This is a genomic window from Anaplasma marginale str. Florida, from assembly GCF_000020305.1.
GTDB classification, from domain to species: domain Bacteria; phylum Pseudomonadota; class Alphaproteobacteria; order Rickettsiales; family Anaplasmataceae; genus Anaplasma; species Anaplasma marginale.
The window spans coordinates 809862-826859 of record NC_012026.1 but is presented as its reverse complement, the minus strand read 5'-3'; the positions used below and the strand labels follow the sequence as shown (position 1 = coordinate 826859).

Here is a 16998-nt window from a genome sequence, read left to right as displayed (position 1 = left end):
GAATGAGTGTTGATAAAAAGCCGCGCGCTGCGCACGATTCTCATGATTTGTCAGAGTTGTTAGTGTCTGTACGCAGAGTCTCTAAGGTTGTTAAGGGTGGAAGAAGATTCTCCTTTTCTGTGCTTGTCGTGGTAGGTGATGAGAAGGGTCGGGTAGGCTGCGGCATGGGTAAGCACGCGGAAGTTTCTGAGGCCAAAATCAAGGCGGTAAATGCGGCGAAGAAAAGCATGATCAGAGTTTATCTCCGCGAGTCAAGAACACTGCACCACGACGTGGAAGCGAAATTCTGCGCTAGTAGGGTTGTTCTCAGATCTGCCAGGGTTGGTACCGGAATTATTGCCGGCGGTTCGGTCAGAGCGGTGTTTGAAGTGCTGGGTGTTCAGGATGTTGTTGCAAAGATTATTGGGTCCTCTAACCCGCATAGTGTAATTTATGCCGTATTTGCTGCATTTAAAAATATGCTATCCCCCAAGCAAGTTGCTGGTAAAAGAAGCCGCAAGGTCGGTGAGGTAATAGAGAATAGGTGATGGGTCTTTTGCTATGAAGTTGAACGAATTATTTGCCGGCTTACCCAAGCGTAGAAGGCTTAAGGTTTTGGGTAGAGGCCTGGGGTGTGGTAAGGGTAAGACCTCTGGTAGGGGGCACAAGGGACAGAAGGCTAGGTCAGGATGCGCTGTCAATGGGTTTGAGGGGGGACAACAGCCCATATTTACTCGTCTTCCCAAAAGGGGGTTCAGATCCATGTCCCGAGCTAGGTACGAAATAGTGAATATTGGTGCCTTGCAGAGGCTGATTAGCGAGAAGAAGATTGTTGACGCCTCCAACATCAGCAAGGAGCTGATGGCAGAATTGGGCATGATACCTTCGCCGATGAGTAAGGTAAAGATTCTCGGCAAAGGCGCGCTCAAGGCGAAGGTGGGGATAAGTTATGACGCGGTGTCGAAAGCTGCTTGGGAAGAAAGTCTACTTACCGAAGGGTTGAGTGATTCTTAAGGAAGGTTTGTTGTGAATGTGGGTGCACGAGGCAATGCGGGGCTGTTCTGGAGGTTTGGGTTCACGCTGCTAGCCCTAATAGTATATCGCTTGGGTACTTATATCCCCATTCCCGGAGTTAATCCCAGTGTTGTAGAGGATATAATTTCTAGCCATGCGACCGGTGTTCTTGGCATCTTCAATGTGTTCTCCGGGGGCGCTCTGGGCAGGATGACTATCTTTGCGCTCAATGTCATGCCGTACATAGTCTCGTCCATAATAGTACAGCTACTTTCTGTTGCCATACCCACTCTGAATGAGATGAGGCAGGATGGCGAGCTTGGCAGGATGAAAATGAGCACCTATACAAGATATCTATCCGTGGCTTTTTGTATTGCGCAAGGGTTGGTCATACTCTTGGGGTTGGAACGCATGAACTCTGATGAGGTCATGGTGGTTATAAATCCGGGAATAATGTTCCGGGTGGTTGGGATCAGTAGCCTACTGGCAGGAACTATGTTTTTGCTTTGGCTTGGAGAAAGAATCAATGCGAAGGGTATAGGTAACGGCATTTCCCTTATAATTTTTGTGGGGATAATTTCCGAGCTACCAAGTTCCATATCCTCCGTGTTTTTGCTTGGGAAAAACGGGGAGGTTTCCGGACTGGTCGTTCTGTCAATGTTACTGGCATTTTTTGCCCTGTTCCTATTGATAATTTTTTTCGAGAGGTCATACAGAAAGGTTTTTGTGCAGTATCCAAAACGGCAGACAGGCGGCCGTTTTTACAATAGCGATTCAAGTTACATTCCGCTCAAAATAAATACTGCGGGTGTCATACCTCCAATTTTCGCTAACGCCCTGCTACTGTCATCTATTTCGCTCGTGAGATTCCACTCTGGCTCCGAGTGGGCCGATGTGCTGCTGCGGTACCTTTCCTCGGAAGGCATCCTGTATGTCTCTGTCTATATAGCGCTTATAATGTTTTTTACCTTCTTCTACACCTCTCTTGTGTTTGATACGAAGGAAACCTCAGAGATGCTAAAAAAAAATGGGGGGTTTGTCCCCGGGAAGCGTCCAGGCAAGGCAACCAAAGAGTATTTTGACCAGGTTATAGGCAGGATTACAGTTTTGGGTGCGATATACTTATCTGTTGTGTGTGTTGTGCCGGAAATTGTCCGTCATTACTGTGCCGTCTCATTCACTCTGGGCGGTACCAGTTTTTTAATTATCGTGAATGTCATAAACGACACATTCTCTCAGGTTCAGACTCAGGTGTATTCTGGCAGGTATAGTGCGTTGATGAAGAAGTCTGAGTTATGGAAAAAAGTAAAGTAAACCTGCTCATTTTAGGGGCTCCTGGCTCTGGCAAGGGAACACAGGCGCGCTTGTTGGCTGGGCATTTGGACGGCCTGCAAGTGGTATCCATGGGTGACCTACTGCGCAACGAGATTTGCGAGCGCACTGAGACAGGTAAGGAGATAGAAGACGTAATGCGTTCCGGCATCCTCGTCGACGACGCACTTGTGTGTGAGATGCTGTTTAGAAAGCTCAGGAAAGTCAGGCAGGGATTTCTGCTGGATGGGTTTCCGAGAAATCGGCATCAGGCTGAGTTTTTGACGGTCGTTCTGCGATTAATAAATTGCGGGATTGATGCGGTGATAAAGTTGGAGGTAGATGCGGAAGTCGTAAAATGCAGGCTACGCGGACGCTTGATATGTAAAGGTTGTGGCAAGGTGTCAAACGTAAGCTTCGGCACAACAGTGTGCGATGAGTGTGGTTGTCGTGATTATATCAGTAGGAATGATGATGTAGCAGAGACAATAAAGCACAGGATTTCGGAATATGAGTCCGTTATAGGAGAGTTGGAGCAATATTACGGAAAGCTGGTAACGAGAGTAGACAGCAATGGATCTGTAGACGAAGTATTTCAGGCCATAAGAGATATAGTTGATGTCCTAAATAACTAGTTGACGGTGAGTGGTACATTTGCTATACAGGGGTTCCGCTGGTGTTTTTTGTAGGGGTTCTTAGTGGCGCGTATAGGTGGGGTTAATGTCCCCGTGAATAAGCGTGTTGTAGTTGCCTTGACGTACATATACGGTATCGGTCCGTCCTTGGCCAGTAAGATTTGCGAGGGTTGTGGCATAGGAGAGGATGTTCTCGTATCCTCCCTTAGCGACGAGGATGTGGTCAAGATCAGAAACTTCATAAGGTCTGGTTGTGTTGTTGAGGCTGACCTGAGGAAAGAAGTGGCTATGAACATCAAGTTTCTGATGGATATAGGCTGCTACAGGGGCTTGCGCCATAGGAAGAAGCTTCCTGTGCGTGGTCAGAGGACGCACACGAATGCTAGAACCCGTAAAGGCGGCACCAGGCTGGCTGTTGCTGTCAAAAAGGGGTGATAGGGTTATATGGCGGTAGTTAAGAAAAGGAGGAACGTTGTTGTGGGCGAGGTGCATATCTACGCCACGTATAACAACGTAATTGTGACGATTGCTGATCAGCAGGGGCACGTTCTTGTCACTACCTCGGCCGGGGCTTGTAACTTTAAAGGCTCCAAGAAGGCGACCCCTTACGCCGCTCAGGAGACAGTCGCGAGAGCAGTTAAGGCCGTTGTTGAGCGGAATGGTATGAGGACGGTGTCGGTGTGCATATCCGGTCCTGGTGCTGGTAGGGAAGCTGCCATCAGGGCGGTTCAGACCTGTAACCTCAATGTTACGTCCATAAGGGATACTACTAAGCTCCCTCACAATGGGTGTAAGCTGCCGAAGAGGCGCAGGGTATAGTTTTTGTTTGCGAGAGATTTATGGCGATTTCTGATAATGGGGGGGGCTCCGTTGGCTTGTGTTATGGTAGCGAGTTCTCGATCTCTGATCACTGGGATAAACTGACCAGACCTTCTTCCATAAAGGTTGTGGGTGATGGCGATCTATCGCGCTCTGCCGAGCTAATTGTAGAGCCCCTGGAGAGTGGGTTTGCCCTCACCTTGGGCAACGCGCTCAGGCGTGTTATGATGTCTTCCCTAAGAGGGTTCGCTGTGTACGGGATAGAGGTTGAGGGCGTGTCGCACGAACTCACGTCTCTATCTGGGGTTCGGGAAGATGTTGCGGATTTGGTGCTCAACCTGAGTATGTTGAGGGTAAAGCTTTTGACTTCTGAATCCAGGGTTCTGCGTCTCGTTGCTAAAGGCCCCGGGGAGATCACTGCAGCTGCTATAGGTGACTCCGAGGGGTGCGTGGTTCTAAACAAGGATTTGCATATCTGCACCTTGGGTAAAGATGTTGACTTCAGCATGAAGATATATGTGAACAGCGGAAAGGGCTATGTTCCCGCTTCTGAGTACAGGGCTGCCTCCAGATCTGGCGCTACCAGCGAAGTTGGCCCGGGGTTCATTGCCACCAACGCGCTCTATAGTCCGGTAAAAAAGGTTGCATTCAGGATCGAGAGTAGCAGGATAGGCCAGTTTACTGACTACGATAGGCTTGTTATCTCTGTTGAGACGGATGGCTCTATATCTCCGGACGAAGCTGTGGCCGTTTCTGCCAGGGTGCTGCAGGATCAGCTGCAGTCATTCATAGGCTCTGAGGAAGTTGAGGGAGAATCCAGGAAGAAGGTTGACAAAGAAGAGGGGGCGTTACCCTACGATCATAATCTGCTGCGCAAGGTTGATGAGCTAGAGCTTTCTGTAAGGTCCCACAACTGCTTGAAAAATGACAACATAACGTATATAGGTGACCTCGTGCAGAAAACAGAGTCTGACATGTTGCGTACTCCCAACTTTGGTAGAAAGTCTCTGAATGAGATAAATGAGGTCTTGGCTAGCATGAACCTTCACCTTGGCATGAAGGTTCCGAATTGGCCGCCTGAGTCTATTGAGAATCTTAGTAAGCAGTATAGTGAGGATTAGTCATGAGTCCTGTGCATATGGTTGTGGGTGAGGGTCTGTAATGAGGCACGGTATAAGTTGTAGAAAGTTCTCTCGTCCCACAGCGCATAGATTGTCTATGTTGGCTAATCTTGCGGTGTCGCTGATTCGTCATGAGCGTATTGTTACCACGGTCGCGAAGGCCAAAGATTTAAGGCCCTTTGTGGAGAGACTGGTCACCGTTGGACGGAGGCTTGCGAAGAAAGACCCGGTCCGTGGCCGTAGGCTTTTGCTTTCCAAGATGGGCGGGGATTTGGATGCAGTTAACAAGCTGTTAGACGTTCTGGCAAAGCGCTATGCTCGGCGTCCCGGTGGTTACACCCGAATTTTGAAGAACGGGTTCCGCGCGGGCGATTGTGCTCCAATTGCTATTATGGAATTTGTGGACAGGAAGGAAGGGGAGCCTAAAAAGGTGGCTGAGGGCTAACCCGTGAGGTTCGCATATTCCTGGCTTATGGATCATTTGGATACCGAGTGGTCGGCCAGTGCGGTTGCGGATGAGCTTTCTCGTTTGGGCATTGAGGCAGAATTGCTGCACGAAGGCCAAGATCCGGCCCCGTTTGTGGTTGCCAGAGTTGGCGCGGTTAAGCCCCATCCTTCGGCTGATAAGCTGAAAGTCTGTGAGGTTTTTGATGGTGCAGACCACATGCAGGTGGTGTGTGGTGCATCGAACGTCAGGGAGGGCATGCTGTCTGTACTGGCGCGCTGTGGTGCGGTTATGCCCAATGGCGGCCCTACGATTGTTGAGGCAGTACTCAGGGGCGTGAAAAGCCATGGCATGCTCTGTTCGGCTGATGAACTGGGTGTCCAAGGGTGGAGAGCACAAGATTCCGGTATACTAGACCTGCCGAGTTCTGATTATGAAGTGGGAGATAGCTTTTTTCTGTCTGGGGCGGTGATTGAGGTTGGTGTTACGCCAAACCGGGGAGATTGCCTAGGCCTGCGCGGCATTGCTAGGGAGTTGGTTGCTGCCGGGGTTGGGGCTTTGAGGCCACTGCCCGTGGACGATCTTGAGGTTTTTGGGCGCTCTCCAATAGAAGCTGAAATGCGCTCCGCGGGCGTGCTTATGGGCAGGTATATTAAGTCCATAAAAAATACCGGGGACTCGCCTAGGTGGATCAAGGATCGCTTGATATCTGCCGGCGTCAAGACCATTTCGTGCGTTGTTGACATAGTAAATTATGTTATGCTGGTCCTAAACAGGCCAATGCATGTGTATGATGCCGACAAGATACAGGGCGGCAAGCTAGTTGTTGGCGCGTCATCTAACACAGATTTTCATGCACTTGATGGGAAGAAATACACCTTGAGCAAAGACAATTTGGTGGTGACGGACGGCGCCGGAGTTGTACACTGCATTGCGGGTGTCATAGGGTCAACCCTGAGTGGGTGTACACTAGATTCTGAGAATATATTTCTCGAATCCGCGTGGTATGACCCGGTCGATATTGCAATGTCGGCCAGAAAACTCAAACTATCCACAGATTCCAGCTGCAGATTTGAGAGGTTTACCGATCCTGGGTGCGTTAAACTTGGCCTGGATTTTGCGTCACACATGATTGTAAAGTACTGCGGCGGCGTTGCATCTGACGTTGTGGCGTGTGGTGAGACACCTTTTTCTGAGGGCAGGGTAATTAGTTTTAACCCGGATTCTGTGGGCGTTATAGGTAGTGTAGAAATTGAGCGCGAAGAAATTCTTCGCATACTAACGGCTTTGGGCTTTGATGTTAATGCCGACAAGGATCGTCAGTGGGAGGTCTCGGTGCCATCTTGGAGGTTGGCCGATGTGCGATCCTCCTTCGATGTTGTGGAGGAAGTGTTGCGCATGCACGGGTATGACAAAGTTCAGGAACAGCCTGTTGTGCCGTGTATTGCGGGTCCTAATGGGTGTAATTACGACGAAAAGCTAAGCTTGATCATGCTGTCTGCGGGGCTCACAGAGGTTGTGACGTGGTCCTTCATGAGCGGCGCTGTTGCAGAAAAACTTGGGTATAGTATTGAAGATTTGTGTGTAGAAAACCCGGTAAGCAATAAGTTTGATGTCATGCGCCCGTCTCTTTTGCCCAATTTACTACAGACGGCTGCAAGCAATCAGGCATGTGGGTGTGAGAGCGTGGCGATTTTTGAGCTTGGGGAAGTTTATAGGTTTCTTGATGAAAGCGAGCGCTCGATATGCGGCGTACGTTCCGGCGATAACGTTCCTCGCAATCCACACGGCGCAACCAGAAAGTTTGATTTTTTTGACGCGAAGTGTGACGTTTTGCAGGTGCTTACCCAACTAGGTATTGATGGTCGGTTGGTTGAGTTCAGAAGCTGTGACAGGAGTTATATGCACCCGGCGCGATCAGCAGATGTGTATTTTCGCGACATATTGTGCGGATATGTTGGCGAGCTGCACCCCGACCTCATTGGGTTTTTTGAAATGCGGTCTGCCGCTGCGTGTTTTGAAATATTTTTATCCCGCATCCCGAATGTGGACGACAATCCCACAGGAGACGAGTTTTTGGTGCACAAATACCAGCCAGTGAAGAGGGATTTTGCGTTTGTGTTAGACCAGGGCGTGCAATCACAAGCTTTGGTTGACGTAGTAGGATGTATCCCCGGCGTGGCAGAAGTATCGGTTTTTGATTTCTACTGTGGGGATAACATACCCGAAGGCAAGGTGTCTATTGCTGTTGCTGTTGTGATGATTTCAAAAGTGGGCACCATGACTGAATCAGAGATTAAAGACGTATCCGAGCGCATTATAGCCCTGGTAGCGCAAAAATTGGGGGGCGAGCTTAGGGCTGATTGACCGATAATCTGCTGCAGGGGCGGACTTATGTTAAGTAGGCACGTTACTGCAGGGTATGGCTCTAGCTACGCTCAGACTGCAGGCCGCTGCCGCGCGGGGCGTTAATGTCCTAAAGTGTGGAAGAAGAGATAAGTGGTGGCACTCCAACCGGGCCTATGGCGTATGATGTGGGTCTCGCTTCGGTGGGGTAATATCTGCTGAGCATGAGCTGTTACAGGATGCATAACTTTGGAATTGGCCGGTCATTGAGGCGCTTGTATTCTTAAGATTTTAATCTAATAATGACTTTTGGCCTCACCGTTAACGCAATGCAGCCAGAAATCGGACCGTTCAACATAAAGAAGTTTTGGAGACTGACTATCGATGCATTAACATCTCAGGCCTGCAATTTTGTGATATGGATTCCAGCACTACAAGCGGCGGGCATCCTACTGTATTTCTCCTTAAAACACGAACCGAGTTTTACACTGGCGGCACTTGTGGCTTGTGCAATGGTGGCGCTTTTTTTACTCACGCTGATTAATACAAGGTTCCTACCGCTGCTGATTGTGGCGTTTGGGGCGCTGGGGTTTATCAGCGCGCATTGTAGGACCGCGTTACTCTTTCCCAAACAGCCGCCCATTTCCACGTTTCGGCGGGTGTACGTCAACGGCGCTACCGGACTGTTGAAGGAGATTAACCATAAGCCTGGATATGCCCAACTTCTAGTGTGTGATGTAGAGAGTGACAAGATTCAGGGCATATGTGCCAGACTTGCTGCAAGAACTGCAATTGATCCTACGATAAGACCCGGAGACATATTGACATTTTCTGGGGTGATCCACCCACCGCCCGTATCCGCGTCTAAACACGGCTACGACTTTGCCCGGGTTGCGTACTTCAGAGGCATTAATGCGGTCGGCTTTACGACCTCTCAGGTCAAGTTGCATGAACGACGCAGCAAGGTGGGGTTCAAGGAATGGGTTGAGAGAATCAGGGACGAGATTTATGCAAGGCTTGTTTCCGGCCTTCGGCGAGATTGCGCTGAAATAATGGCGGCGCTACTAGTCGGCAAGAGGCTTGGTATCAGAAGTGAGGTACTAGAAGACATAAGGAACTCCGGGCTGTCGCATCTGTTCGCAATATCCGGGCTGCACCTATCTTTTGTTGCTGGGATCTCCTTCATGCTTACCAGGAATATTTTTGTCCTCTCCGAGACTATAACACTCAAACATAACATAAAAAAATTTGCTGCGGTTGTGGCTATTATTGCGAGTTTTTTCTACCTGCTTATCTCTGGTATGCCAGTTTCGGCCTGCAGGGCATTTATTATGGTGACTCTGACTTTTGTTGGGATAATCGTTGATAAACCCAACAGTGTATTGCGCTCCATATCTCTCGCTGCATCTATCATATTATTGCTTACTCCCGAGACAATCTTGCTACCCAGCTTTCAAATGTCATTTGCCGCTGTTGTGGCGCTGGCTGGAAGTTGTGGCGTGAGCAGGGTAGTATCTGCAGGCAGCGTTGTGCGATACATCACCGCGGCAACTTCGGGCTCTCTGATCGCCAGCATTGCAACTGCCCCGTATGTTGTGTACCACTTCAATTACTTCTCCGTAGTTGGAGTGGTATCGAATATCATTGCCATCCCGCTTACGGCGTTTGTAGTGATACCACTTGGCCTTGTATACGTAATAACGGACTGTCTGCTTTCTGGTGCGTTAGTGGCTAGCCCGTTGGAAGCATCCGTGGGCCTGATTTTATATATTGCCCACTATGCCGCAAAAGTTGAGTGGTTAGCGCCAACCGTGCGCAGCATTCCTCCCGCCTCTGTACTGTTTATGACGCTCGGGTTGCTGGCATTCAGCTGGTGGCGCGGGACTGCAAGAATAATATTGGGTTTGCTTTTTGCCTTGTCTGGGTTTCTACTTGCGCTTGCCTACAAAACTCCGGACGTTCTTTATGGCGTTGGCGGAGTAGCCGTGAAAGAGGGTGACGGCCAGCTGTATTTTGCAATGAGGAGAGGAAGCACGAGAGGGTTTTCTTACTCCGCATGGGCTCGGGAAAATGGGCAGCCTAAAATCATCAATGGAGGCTATTTTGGCCAGGGGAAGAAGCTGATATGTATGGCAGGCGGCTGCATATATGATAGTAGAGTGATAATTTCTTGCGATACTGAGTTTATCTTACAACGCTGTTCAGAGGCGGATTTGGTAATACACACCGGGTCCGGCCCGCGCTACCCGGCACCGTGCAGCCACGTACCTCATATCACTTATGATGACATCAGGAAGCTCGGGGCGCATTATGTATCACTCAGTGGCTCTTCGGTTAAGGTAGAAAGTGCGCGTACCAGAAGACCATGGCACGCCAATGCGGCAAGTTTTGTTCAGGGGAAATGTGCGAAGTGTGCCGCAAGAAACAGAAATGCGGGCGATTCGACGCCTTTTTGCAACGGTTTAGCGATTGTGACGCACTCCGATAATAAACTACCAGTAGACCGCCGCAGAAAAGTACGGGTCCCGGCGGATAGCATCGGCCCGTAGCGTGCATGCGGATATGCGAACCACCAATTCCGTCAGAGTGCGCAATACTTGGGAAAAACTACCTCAAGTGTGCAACATTGAACATGTCACGATATCGCGATGCTACAACAAGCATTCCGATTGTGTTTACGATTGTGGCAAGTGAAATTGCAAGATCTGCAATGTCCCATAGGAGCGCGACCGTGCACACGGACCCCAGGGGAGCTATGGCTATAAAAAATGCGGTCCAGGCCTTTCCGTACGCATCCCTTCCCAAAACGTACAGCAGCGCTTCCTTTGAACACATAAGCCACGTTAGCATAGTGGTGAACGAGAAACAAAACATCAGCCCCAATAGCGCGTACTCTACATAACCCGACCCCAAAGCGCTGGTAAAAGCAGTGAAGCACATATTTGTGCTTTCCAATGCAGCATCGGACCACACGCCGGTAGTGAGCAATACCATGGTCGTCACGAAAGCCACGATCGCAACGACGAACGGTGAAACTAACGATATCAGGCTCTGTTGCGCCACAAACCTCTTGTCGTCACACTCGTTTGGTACTAATGAATGCACCGTTCCTTCTAGCCCTAGCCCTATATCGGTTGCGAATATGCCACGCAAGGCGCCGACCTGCACAACAGCCAGGATTTCCGCAATGAACGCCAGGGCTGCCCCATTTTTCAGGCTGTCTAGATTAAGAAAACTCGTGAGGATTAATGTAAGAGAGGGCAAAATGTTATCGTAGCACTTCACCAGAACAACGAAACACAGCGCTATGTACAGCAAAACCATCGCTGGGACCATGCCAGAGACAGTTTTGGCTATGAAATTCATACCCAAGGCGCTGACGAAAAAGAGTGCAAATGCCACAAGTATGCCCGCAGCCAAGGGTGGCAGATCCATGAGGCTCATAGGAATAGCCAGGGAATTTACTTGAACCAAGTTTCCGACGGTTATGGCACACACTGCGGTTACAAATGCAACGACGCAGGGAGCCCACTTCACCCCAAAAGCGTGCTTGACGTACACCACAGGCCCCCCGAACGTCTTGCCGTTTTGTGCTTGTACCCTTGTAGAGGTGCTTATGTAACAGTTGGCATATTTTATTATTGAGGCGACTGTTATTATCAGCACCATCCAGACTATAAAGCCGGGCCCCCCGGAACTTAATGCTATTGCGGTTCCGGAAATGTTACCAACACCCAGGTTTCCACCTAGAATTGTGCACACAGCGGCAACGGAGGAAAATTTTCTCCTCTCACCCGCGAAGAGCGAAGAAATGGCAAGAGGCAGCCCCCTTATCTGTAGCCAACCAGACGATATGGACATGCGCAACCCAGCAAACAGTAGCATGGCTACGGCTGGGATGCACAGGAGAGTGTTAAGCAAGCCCATAACTGCCTCCTACTAGTCGCAAACCGGTACATGCAGCCTCAGTCTCTTAAGACATGACACCAAACTGGACCGCAACACTGGTAGCTTGGTTTCTGACAGCCTACTACTGCTTACAAAAACGTAACAAAACCCTCTGGCCGCACTGGTGGATATGACATCTTGGGCAATGACCCGCAACCGCCTGCGTATCCTATTCCTAACTACAGAGTTTCCAGACTTTTTGCTTACCGTAAACCCCACCCGCACCAGGCCATCGCTCCCCGGCGGGTGTGCAGAATCCTCCACAGCTTGCAACAACAGGCCCTTGCTGCTTGCTGAGCGGCCACTGAACCTGGCGCGCGCGAACTCCTTTCTTTTCTTTAAGGTAACCACCCCTTTCAGGCGCACAAAAGGCACCTCCCCTTGGCACGCCTCCTGTTGAGAATCTTTCTGCCCCACCTTGTGGACATCCTGGCGCGGAAGCCGTGCCTGCGCTTTCTCACAATCCTACTTGGCTGAAACGTCCTTTTCATAGCACTGAACTAAGGCAAACAGCGTCCAGGCTATAATCAATCCCCGCTATTGTCAAGTAGTTACAACTTTAGGTCTTGCACTTCTGTCTCTTTGCTGGATATTCAACGCATTCAAGACCTGCATGGTGTGATTGTGGGTGAAAAGGCCTGAGGTGTTATACCTGTACACAGCACCGATTTGATAGGTATTGTTGCGGCGGTTTTTTGTTGTGGATCGGGAAGCTAGTATGTGTGGAGATTCCTGTAATGGAGTGGGAGCCTGTGATTATTCACGAGGCACAGAAGAAGAAACGCGAGCGTGAAGAACGTGTTGCTCAGGTTCGTAGAGAACTTCGTGCTGAACTCAACGCTATAGATACTGCGTGGAGGTTTGTGATTGTCTGTCAGACTGGACAGAGCATGACTAAACACACTAGCAGTGAACAACTTGATGTGGAGTTGCACGCTACAAATTCTGGTAACGGTATGGAGCTCACACTGAAATTGCAAGTCCAGGAAGGCGTGGAGCTACAGTCGCTTGAACAGGTATTTTGTGAATGTGCAGATCGTTGTGTGGCTGCAATTAATAGTCTGGGTACTGGGCGTAGTCGTAAGTGTGCGGACCCGGGTTTGATTGACGGCCAGGTTGCTACACCAAGTACTGCTCTTGGGCAACCAGCACCCAGCACCGCTTTGACAAGTGTTGCTGCGGAGGTTGCTACGCCAAGTACTGCTCTTGGGGTGTAGTGCTCAATGGAAGGGGGGGGGATCCTCCTCTCCTCTAGTTTTGTCAATTTTGTGTTGCAACGCTACACGTCTGTGTAGCGTGGTTTTCTGAAATATTCGGGTGAAAAGGCCCGAGGTGTAATGGATTTTTCAATTTGTCCCGTAGTGGCATGGTGTTGAAGTAACATATGGCACTGTGGGATGTCCTGTGTCGCGGGGTGGAAGTCCGGGCTGCGGTCGTAGGATTGCAGAGGAGCTAAGGCTTGCGGAGGACGCTCGCTTGCGCCTTGCACTCCTGGGGAGGTGCATAGTTAAGGGGAGTCCTGCTCAAGTTCGTAAAGAACTTCGTGCTGAACTCAAAGCTATAGATGCTGAGTGGAGGCCTGTGATTGCCCGTGAATCACTCAGGAAGGAGCTTGACGCTATAGATGCTGAGTGGCAACACGCGATTACCTTCTGGCATATATCTCGCGCTATCATTGGTAGTATAGAGCTTAGTAAGGAGCTTGACGCTATAGATGCTGAGTGGAGGCCTGTGATTGTCCGTGAATCACTCAGGAAGGAGCTCAAAGCTATAGATGCTGAGTGGAGACCTGCGATTAGGCTCGAGAGTGCATATCGCGCTATCATTGGTAGTATAGAGCTTAGTAAGGAGCTCAAAGCTATAGATGCTGAGACGCAACACGCGGTTGAGCTCAGGAGGGCACTTCGCACCATAGAGGGTCGTATAGAGCTTAGTAGGGAGCTCAAAGCTATAGATGCCGAATGGGCACCTAGGATTGCCCAAGCAAAAGAAATTGCTCAAGCCCGTGAATCACTCAGGAAGGAGCTTAACGATATAGATGCCGAATGGGCACCTAAGATTGCCCAAGCAAAAGAAATTGCTCAAGCAAAAGCAGAACTTGCCGCTGCTACTGATGCTCTTAAACGAGCAGCGGATAAGCTGCAGGCTCTTGGTAAGATGGGCACCACATCTACGCCCGGTACCGATTTGATAGGTGTTGTTACGACTGCTGTTACGACGACCCTTGCTGGGACGCAACCAGCACCCGGCACCGATTTGGTAGGTGTTGCTACACCAAGTACTGCTCTTGGGCAACCAGCACCCAGCACCGCTTTGACAAGTGTTGCTGCGGAGGTTGCTACGCCAAGTACTGCTCTTGGGGTGTAGTGCTCAATGGAAGGGGGGGGGGGATCCTCCTCTCCTCTAGTTTTGTCAATTTTGTGTTGCAACGCTACACGTCTGTGTAGCGTGGTTTTCTGAAATATTCGGGTGAAAAGGCCCGAGGTGTAATGGATTTTTCAATTTGTCCCGTAGTGGCATGGTGTTGAAGTAACATATGGCACTGTGGGATGTCCTGTGTCGCGGGGTGGAAGTCCGGGCTGCGGTCGTAGGATTGCAGAGGAGCTAAGGTTTTTTGTTGTGGATCGGGAAGCTAGTATGTGTGGAGATTCCTGTAATGGAGGGGGAGACCGGCAGCAGCGGCAAGAACTTGCCGCTGCTGCTCGCGCGTCCCTCTTATGCTTGGGAGGGGTGATGCAGCAGCATATTACCGCTGCTAAGGCTCGTGCAGAACTCAGGAAGGAGCTCAAAGCTATAGATGCTGAGTGGAGGCCTGTGATTGCCCGTGAATCACTCAGGAAGGAGCTCAAAGCTATAGATGCTCAGTGGCAACACGCGATTACCTTCTTGCGTATATCTCGCGCTATCATTGGTAGTATAGAGCTTAGTAAGGAGCTCAAAGCTATAGATGCCGGGTGGGAGCCTGTGATTATTCACGAGGCACAGAAGAAGAAACGCGAGCGTGAAGAACGTGTTGCTCAAGTTCGTAGAGAACTTCGTGCTGAACTCAGAGCTATAGATGCTGAGTGGAGGCTTGTGATTGCCCGTGAATCACTCAGGAAGGAGCTTGACGCTATAGATGCTGAGTGTAGACATACGATTAAGCTCAGGAAGGAGCTCAAAGCTATAGATGCTGAGTGGAGGCCTGTGATTGCCCGTGAATCACTCAGGAAGGAGCTTGACGCTATAGATGCTGAGTGGGCACCTAGGATTGCCCGAGCAGAACTTGCCGCTGCTGCTGATGCTCTTAAACGAGCAGCGGATAAGCTGCAGGCTCTTGGTAAGATGGACACCACATCTACGCCCGGTACCGATTTGATAGGTGTTGTTACGACTGCTATTGCGACCCTTGCTGCTGCTGGGATGCAACCAGCACCCAGCACCGCTTTGACAAGTGTTGCTGCGGAGGTTGCTACACCAAGTACTGCTCTTGGGGTGTAGTGCTCAATGGAAGGGGGGGGATCCTCCTCTCCTCTAGTTTTGTCAATTTTGTGTTGCAACGCTACACGTCTGTGTAGCGTGGTTTCTTGGATGCTTGGGGTCCTAGCCGGTGGGTTTGCCTTGAGCGAACAGCGGTTTTGTGGTAGATCGGGAAATTGGTATGCGTGTTGAAGTGACATATGTTGCTGTGGGATGTCCTGTGTCGCGGGGTGGAAGTCCGGGCTGCGGTCGTAGGATTGCAGAGGAGCTAAGGCTTGCGGAGGACGCTCGCTTGCGCCTTGCACTCCTGGGGAGGTGCATAGTTAAGGGGAGTCCTGCTCAGGTTCGTAGAGAACTTCGTGCTGAACTCAAAGCTATAGATGCTGAGTGGAGGCCTGTGATTGCCCGTGAATCACTCAGGAAGGAGCTTGACGCTATAGATGCTGAGTGGGCACCTAAGATTGAGCTTAGTGCGGAGCTCAAAGCTATAGATGCTGAGTGGAGACCTGCGATTAGGCTCAGGAGTGCATATCGCGCTATCATTGGTCGTATAGAGCTCAGGAAGGAGCTTGACGCTATAGATGCTGAGTGGAGGCCTGTGATTGCCCGTGAATCACTCAGGAAGGAGCTTGACGCTATAGATGCTGAGTGGGCACCTAAGATTGAGCTTAGTGCGGAGCTCAAAGCTATAGATGCTGAGTGGAGACCTGCGATTAGGCTCAGGAGTGCATATCGCGCTATCATTGGTCGTTGGGAGCTTAGTAAGGAGCTCAAAGCTATAGATGCTGAGTGGGCACCTGTGATTAAGCTCAGGAAGGAGCTCAAAGCTATAGATGCTGAGTGGAGGCCTGTGATTGCCCGTGAATCACTCAGGAAGGAGCTCAAAGCTATAGATGCTGAGTGGAGACCTGCGATTAGGCTCAGGAGTGCATATCGCGCTATCATTGGTCGTATAGAGCTCAGGAAGGAGCTTGACGCTATAGATGCTGAGTGGAGGCCTGTGATTGCCCGTGAATCACTCAGGAAGGAGCTTGACGCTATAGATGCTGAGTGGGCACCTAAGATTGAGCTTAGTGCGGAGCTCAAAGCTATAGATGCTGAGTGGAGACCTGCGATTAGGCTCAGGAGTGCATATCGCGCTATCATTGGTCGTTGGGAGCTTAGTAAGGAGCTCAAAGCTATAGATGCTGAGTGGGCACCTGTGATTAAGCTCAGGAAGGAGCTCAAAGCTATAGATGCTGAGTGGGCACCTGTGATTAAGCTCAGGAAGGAGCTCAAAGCTATAGATGCTGAGTGGAGACCTAGGATTGCTAAAGCCCAAGAAGAACTTGCTGCTCAGGTTCGTAGAGAACTTCGTGCTGAACTCAACGCTATAGATACTGCGTGGAGGTTTGTGATTGTCTGTCAGACTGGACAGAGCATGACTAAACACACTAGCAGTGAACAACTTGATGTGGAGTTGCACGCTACAAATTCTGGTAACGGTATGGAGCTCACACTGAAATTGCAAGTCCAGGAAGGCGTGGAGCTACAGTCGCTTGAACAGGTATTTTGTGAATGTGCAGATCGTTGTGTGGCTGCAATTAATAGTCTGGGTACTGGGCGTAGTCGTAAGTGTGCGGACCCGGGTTTGATTGACGGCCAGGTTGCTACACCAAGTACTGCTCTTGGGCAACCAGCACCCAGCACCGCTTTGACAAGTGTTGCTGCGGAGGTTGCTACGCCAAGTACTGCTCTTGGGGTGTAGTGCTCAATGGAAGGGGGGGGGATCCTCCTCTCCTCTAGTTTTGTCAATTTTGTGTTGCAACGCTACACGTCTGTGTAGCGTGGTTTTCTGAAATATTCGGGTGAAAAGGCCCGAGGTGTAATGGATTTTTCAATTTGTCCCGTAGTGGCATGGTGTTGAAGTAACATATGGCAC

At 50.2% G+C, this 16998-nt stretch carries 17 protein-coding genes; 14 read left to right on the top strand and 3 right to left on the bottom strand.

Annotation, left to right across the window (positions count from 1 at the left end; all coding sequences use genetic code 11):
• Window positions 1-2: 2 nt before the first annotated feature.
• From rpsE to AMF_RS08345, 10 genes are all read left to right on the top strand, one after another.
• Entirely contained in the window at window positions 3-527 is a 525-nt protein-coding gene (gene rpsE / locus AMF_RS08390) for a 30S ribosomal protein S5 (protein WP_010265253.1), read from the top strand.
• A 13-nt stretch (window positions 528-540) separates the two neighbouring features.
• Window positions 541-993, top strand: a complete 453-nt coding sequence (gene rplO, locus AMF_RS08385; protein ID WP_012659043.1) for a 50S ribosomal protein L15 — start codon at window positions 541-543, stop codon at window positions 991-993.
• Between the two features lie 12 nt (window positions 994-1005).
• Window positions 1006-2307, top strand: coding sequence for a preprotein translocase subunit SecY (gene secY, locus AMF_RS08380; RefSeq protein WP_010268070.1), 1302 nt, complete (start codon window positions 1006-1008; stop codon window positions 2305-2307).
• Window positions 2289-2939 carry an adenylate kinase family protein gene (locus tag AMF_RS08375; protein WP_010268066.1) on the top strand — a complete coding sequence of 217 codons (651 nt, stop codon included), beginning with the start codon at window positions 2289-2291 and terminating at the stop codon, window positions 2937-2939. The genes secY and AMF_RS08375 overlap by 19 nt, the downstream gene beginning before the upstream one ends.
• 63 nt (window positions 2940-3002) lie before the next feature.
• A complete protein-coding gene (gene rpsM / locus AMF_RS08370) occupies window positions 3003-3374 on the top strand; it encodes a 30S ribosomal protein S13 (protein WP_010265244.1) in 372 nt (123 codons plus the stop codon).
• 9 nt (window positions 3375-3383) lie between these two features.
• Window positions 3384-3758 (top strand): 30S ribosomal protein S11, encoded by a 375-nt coding sequence (gene rpsK / locus AMF_RS08365; protein ID WP_010268062.1) that lies wholly within the window; start codon window positions 3384-3386, stop codon window positions 3756-3758.
• Between the two features lie 20 nt (window positions 3759-3778).
• The gene (locus AMF_RS08360) at window positions 3779-4879 is read left to right on the top strand and encodes a DNA-directed RNA polymerase subunit alpha (RefSeq protein ID WP_010265240.1); all 1101 of its coding nucleotides are present in this window, start codon (window positions 3779-3781) and stop codon (window positions 4877-4879) included.
• A gap of 40 nt (window positions 4880-4919) precedes the next feature.
• Window positions 4920-5324, top strand: a complete 405-nt coding sequence (gene rplQ, locus AMF_RS08355) for a 50S ribosomal protein L17 (protein WP_010268058.1) — start codon at window positions 4920-4922, stop codon at window positions 5322-5324.
• A 3-nt stretch (window positions 5325-5327) separates the two neighbouring features.
• Window positions 5328-7691, top strand: coding sequence for a phenylalanine--tRNA ligase subunit beta (gene pheT, locus AMF_RS08350; RefSeq protein WP_012659041.1), 2364 nt, complete (start codon window positions 5328-5330; stop codon window positions 7689-7691).
• Between the two features lie 281 nt (window positions 7692-7972).
• Window positions 7973-10219, top strand: coding sequence for a ComEC/Rec2 family competence protein (locus tag AMF_RS08345; RefSeq protein WP_010268053.1), 2247 nt, complete (start codon window positions 7973-7975; stop codon window positions 10217-10219).
• 58 nt (window positions 10220-10277) lie between these two features.
• Here the strand turns inward: AMF_RS08345 and AMF_RS08340 are convergent, their stop codons facing one another.
• The 3 genes from AMF_RS08340 to rpmH are packed head-to-tail and all read right to left on the bottom strand — an operon-like array spanning window position 10278 to window position 12109.
• On the bottom strand, window positions 10278-11597 hold the full coding sequence (locus tag AMF_RS08340; protein WP_010265232.1) for an alanine:cation symporter family protein: 1320 nt from the start codon (window positions 11595-11597) through the stop codon (window positions 10278-10280).
• A gap of 12 nt (window positions 11598-11609) precedes the next feature.
• On the bottom strand, window positions 11610-11984 hold the full coding sequence (gene rnpA, locus AMF_RS08335; protein WP_035062449.1) for a ribonuclease P protein component: 375 nt from the start codon (window positions 11982-11984) through the stop codon (window positions 11610-11612).
• The gene (rpmH, locus tag AMF_RS10285; protein ID WP_010265225.1) at window positions 11975-12109 is read right to left on the bottom strand and encodes a 50S ribosomal protein L34; all 135 of its coding nucleotides are present in this window, start codon (window positions 12107-12109) and stop codon (window positions 11975-11977) included. The genes rnpA and rpmH overlap by 10 nt, the downstream gene beginning before the upstream one ends.
• Before the next feature lie 204 nt (window positions 12110-12313).
• Here rpmH and AMF_RS08330 point away from each other — a divergent pair, with 204 nt between their 5' ends.
• The 4 genes from AMF_RS08330 to AMF_RS10585 all read left to right on the top strand — a co-directional run bounded on the left by AMF_RS08330 (window position 12314) and on the right by AMF_RS10585 (window position 16824).
• A complete protein-coding gene (locus AMF_RS08330) occupies window positions 12314-12835 on the top strand; it encodes a hypothetical protein (RefSeq protein WP_012659040.1) in 522 nt (173 codons plus the stop codon).
• Between the two features lie 187 nt (window positions 12836-13022).
• Window positions 13023-13985, top strand: coding sequence for a hypothetical protein (locus tag AMF_RS08325; RefSeq protein WP_244825210.1), 963 nt, complete (start codon window positions 13023-13025; stop codon window positions 13983-13985).
• 189 nt (window positions 13986-14174) lie between these two features.
• Window positions 14175-15098, top strand: a complete 924-nt coding sequence (locus tag AMF_RS08320; protein ID WP_244825214.1) for a hypothetical protein — start codon at window positions 14175-14177, stop codon at window positions 15096-15098.
• A gap of 199 nt (window positions 15099-15297) precedes the next feature.
• Window positions 15298-16824: a hypothetical protein gene (locus tag AMF_RS10585; RefSeq protein ID WP_244825212.1), complete on the top strand. Its 1527-nt coding sequence runs from the start codon at window positions 15298-15300 to the stop codon at window positions 16822-16824.
• The last annotated feature ends 174 nt before the right edge of the window (window positions 16825-16998 follow it).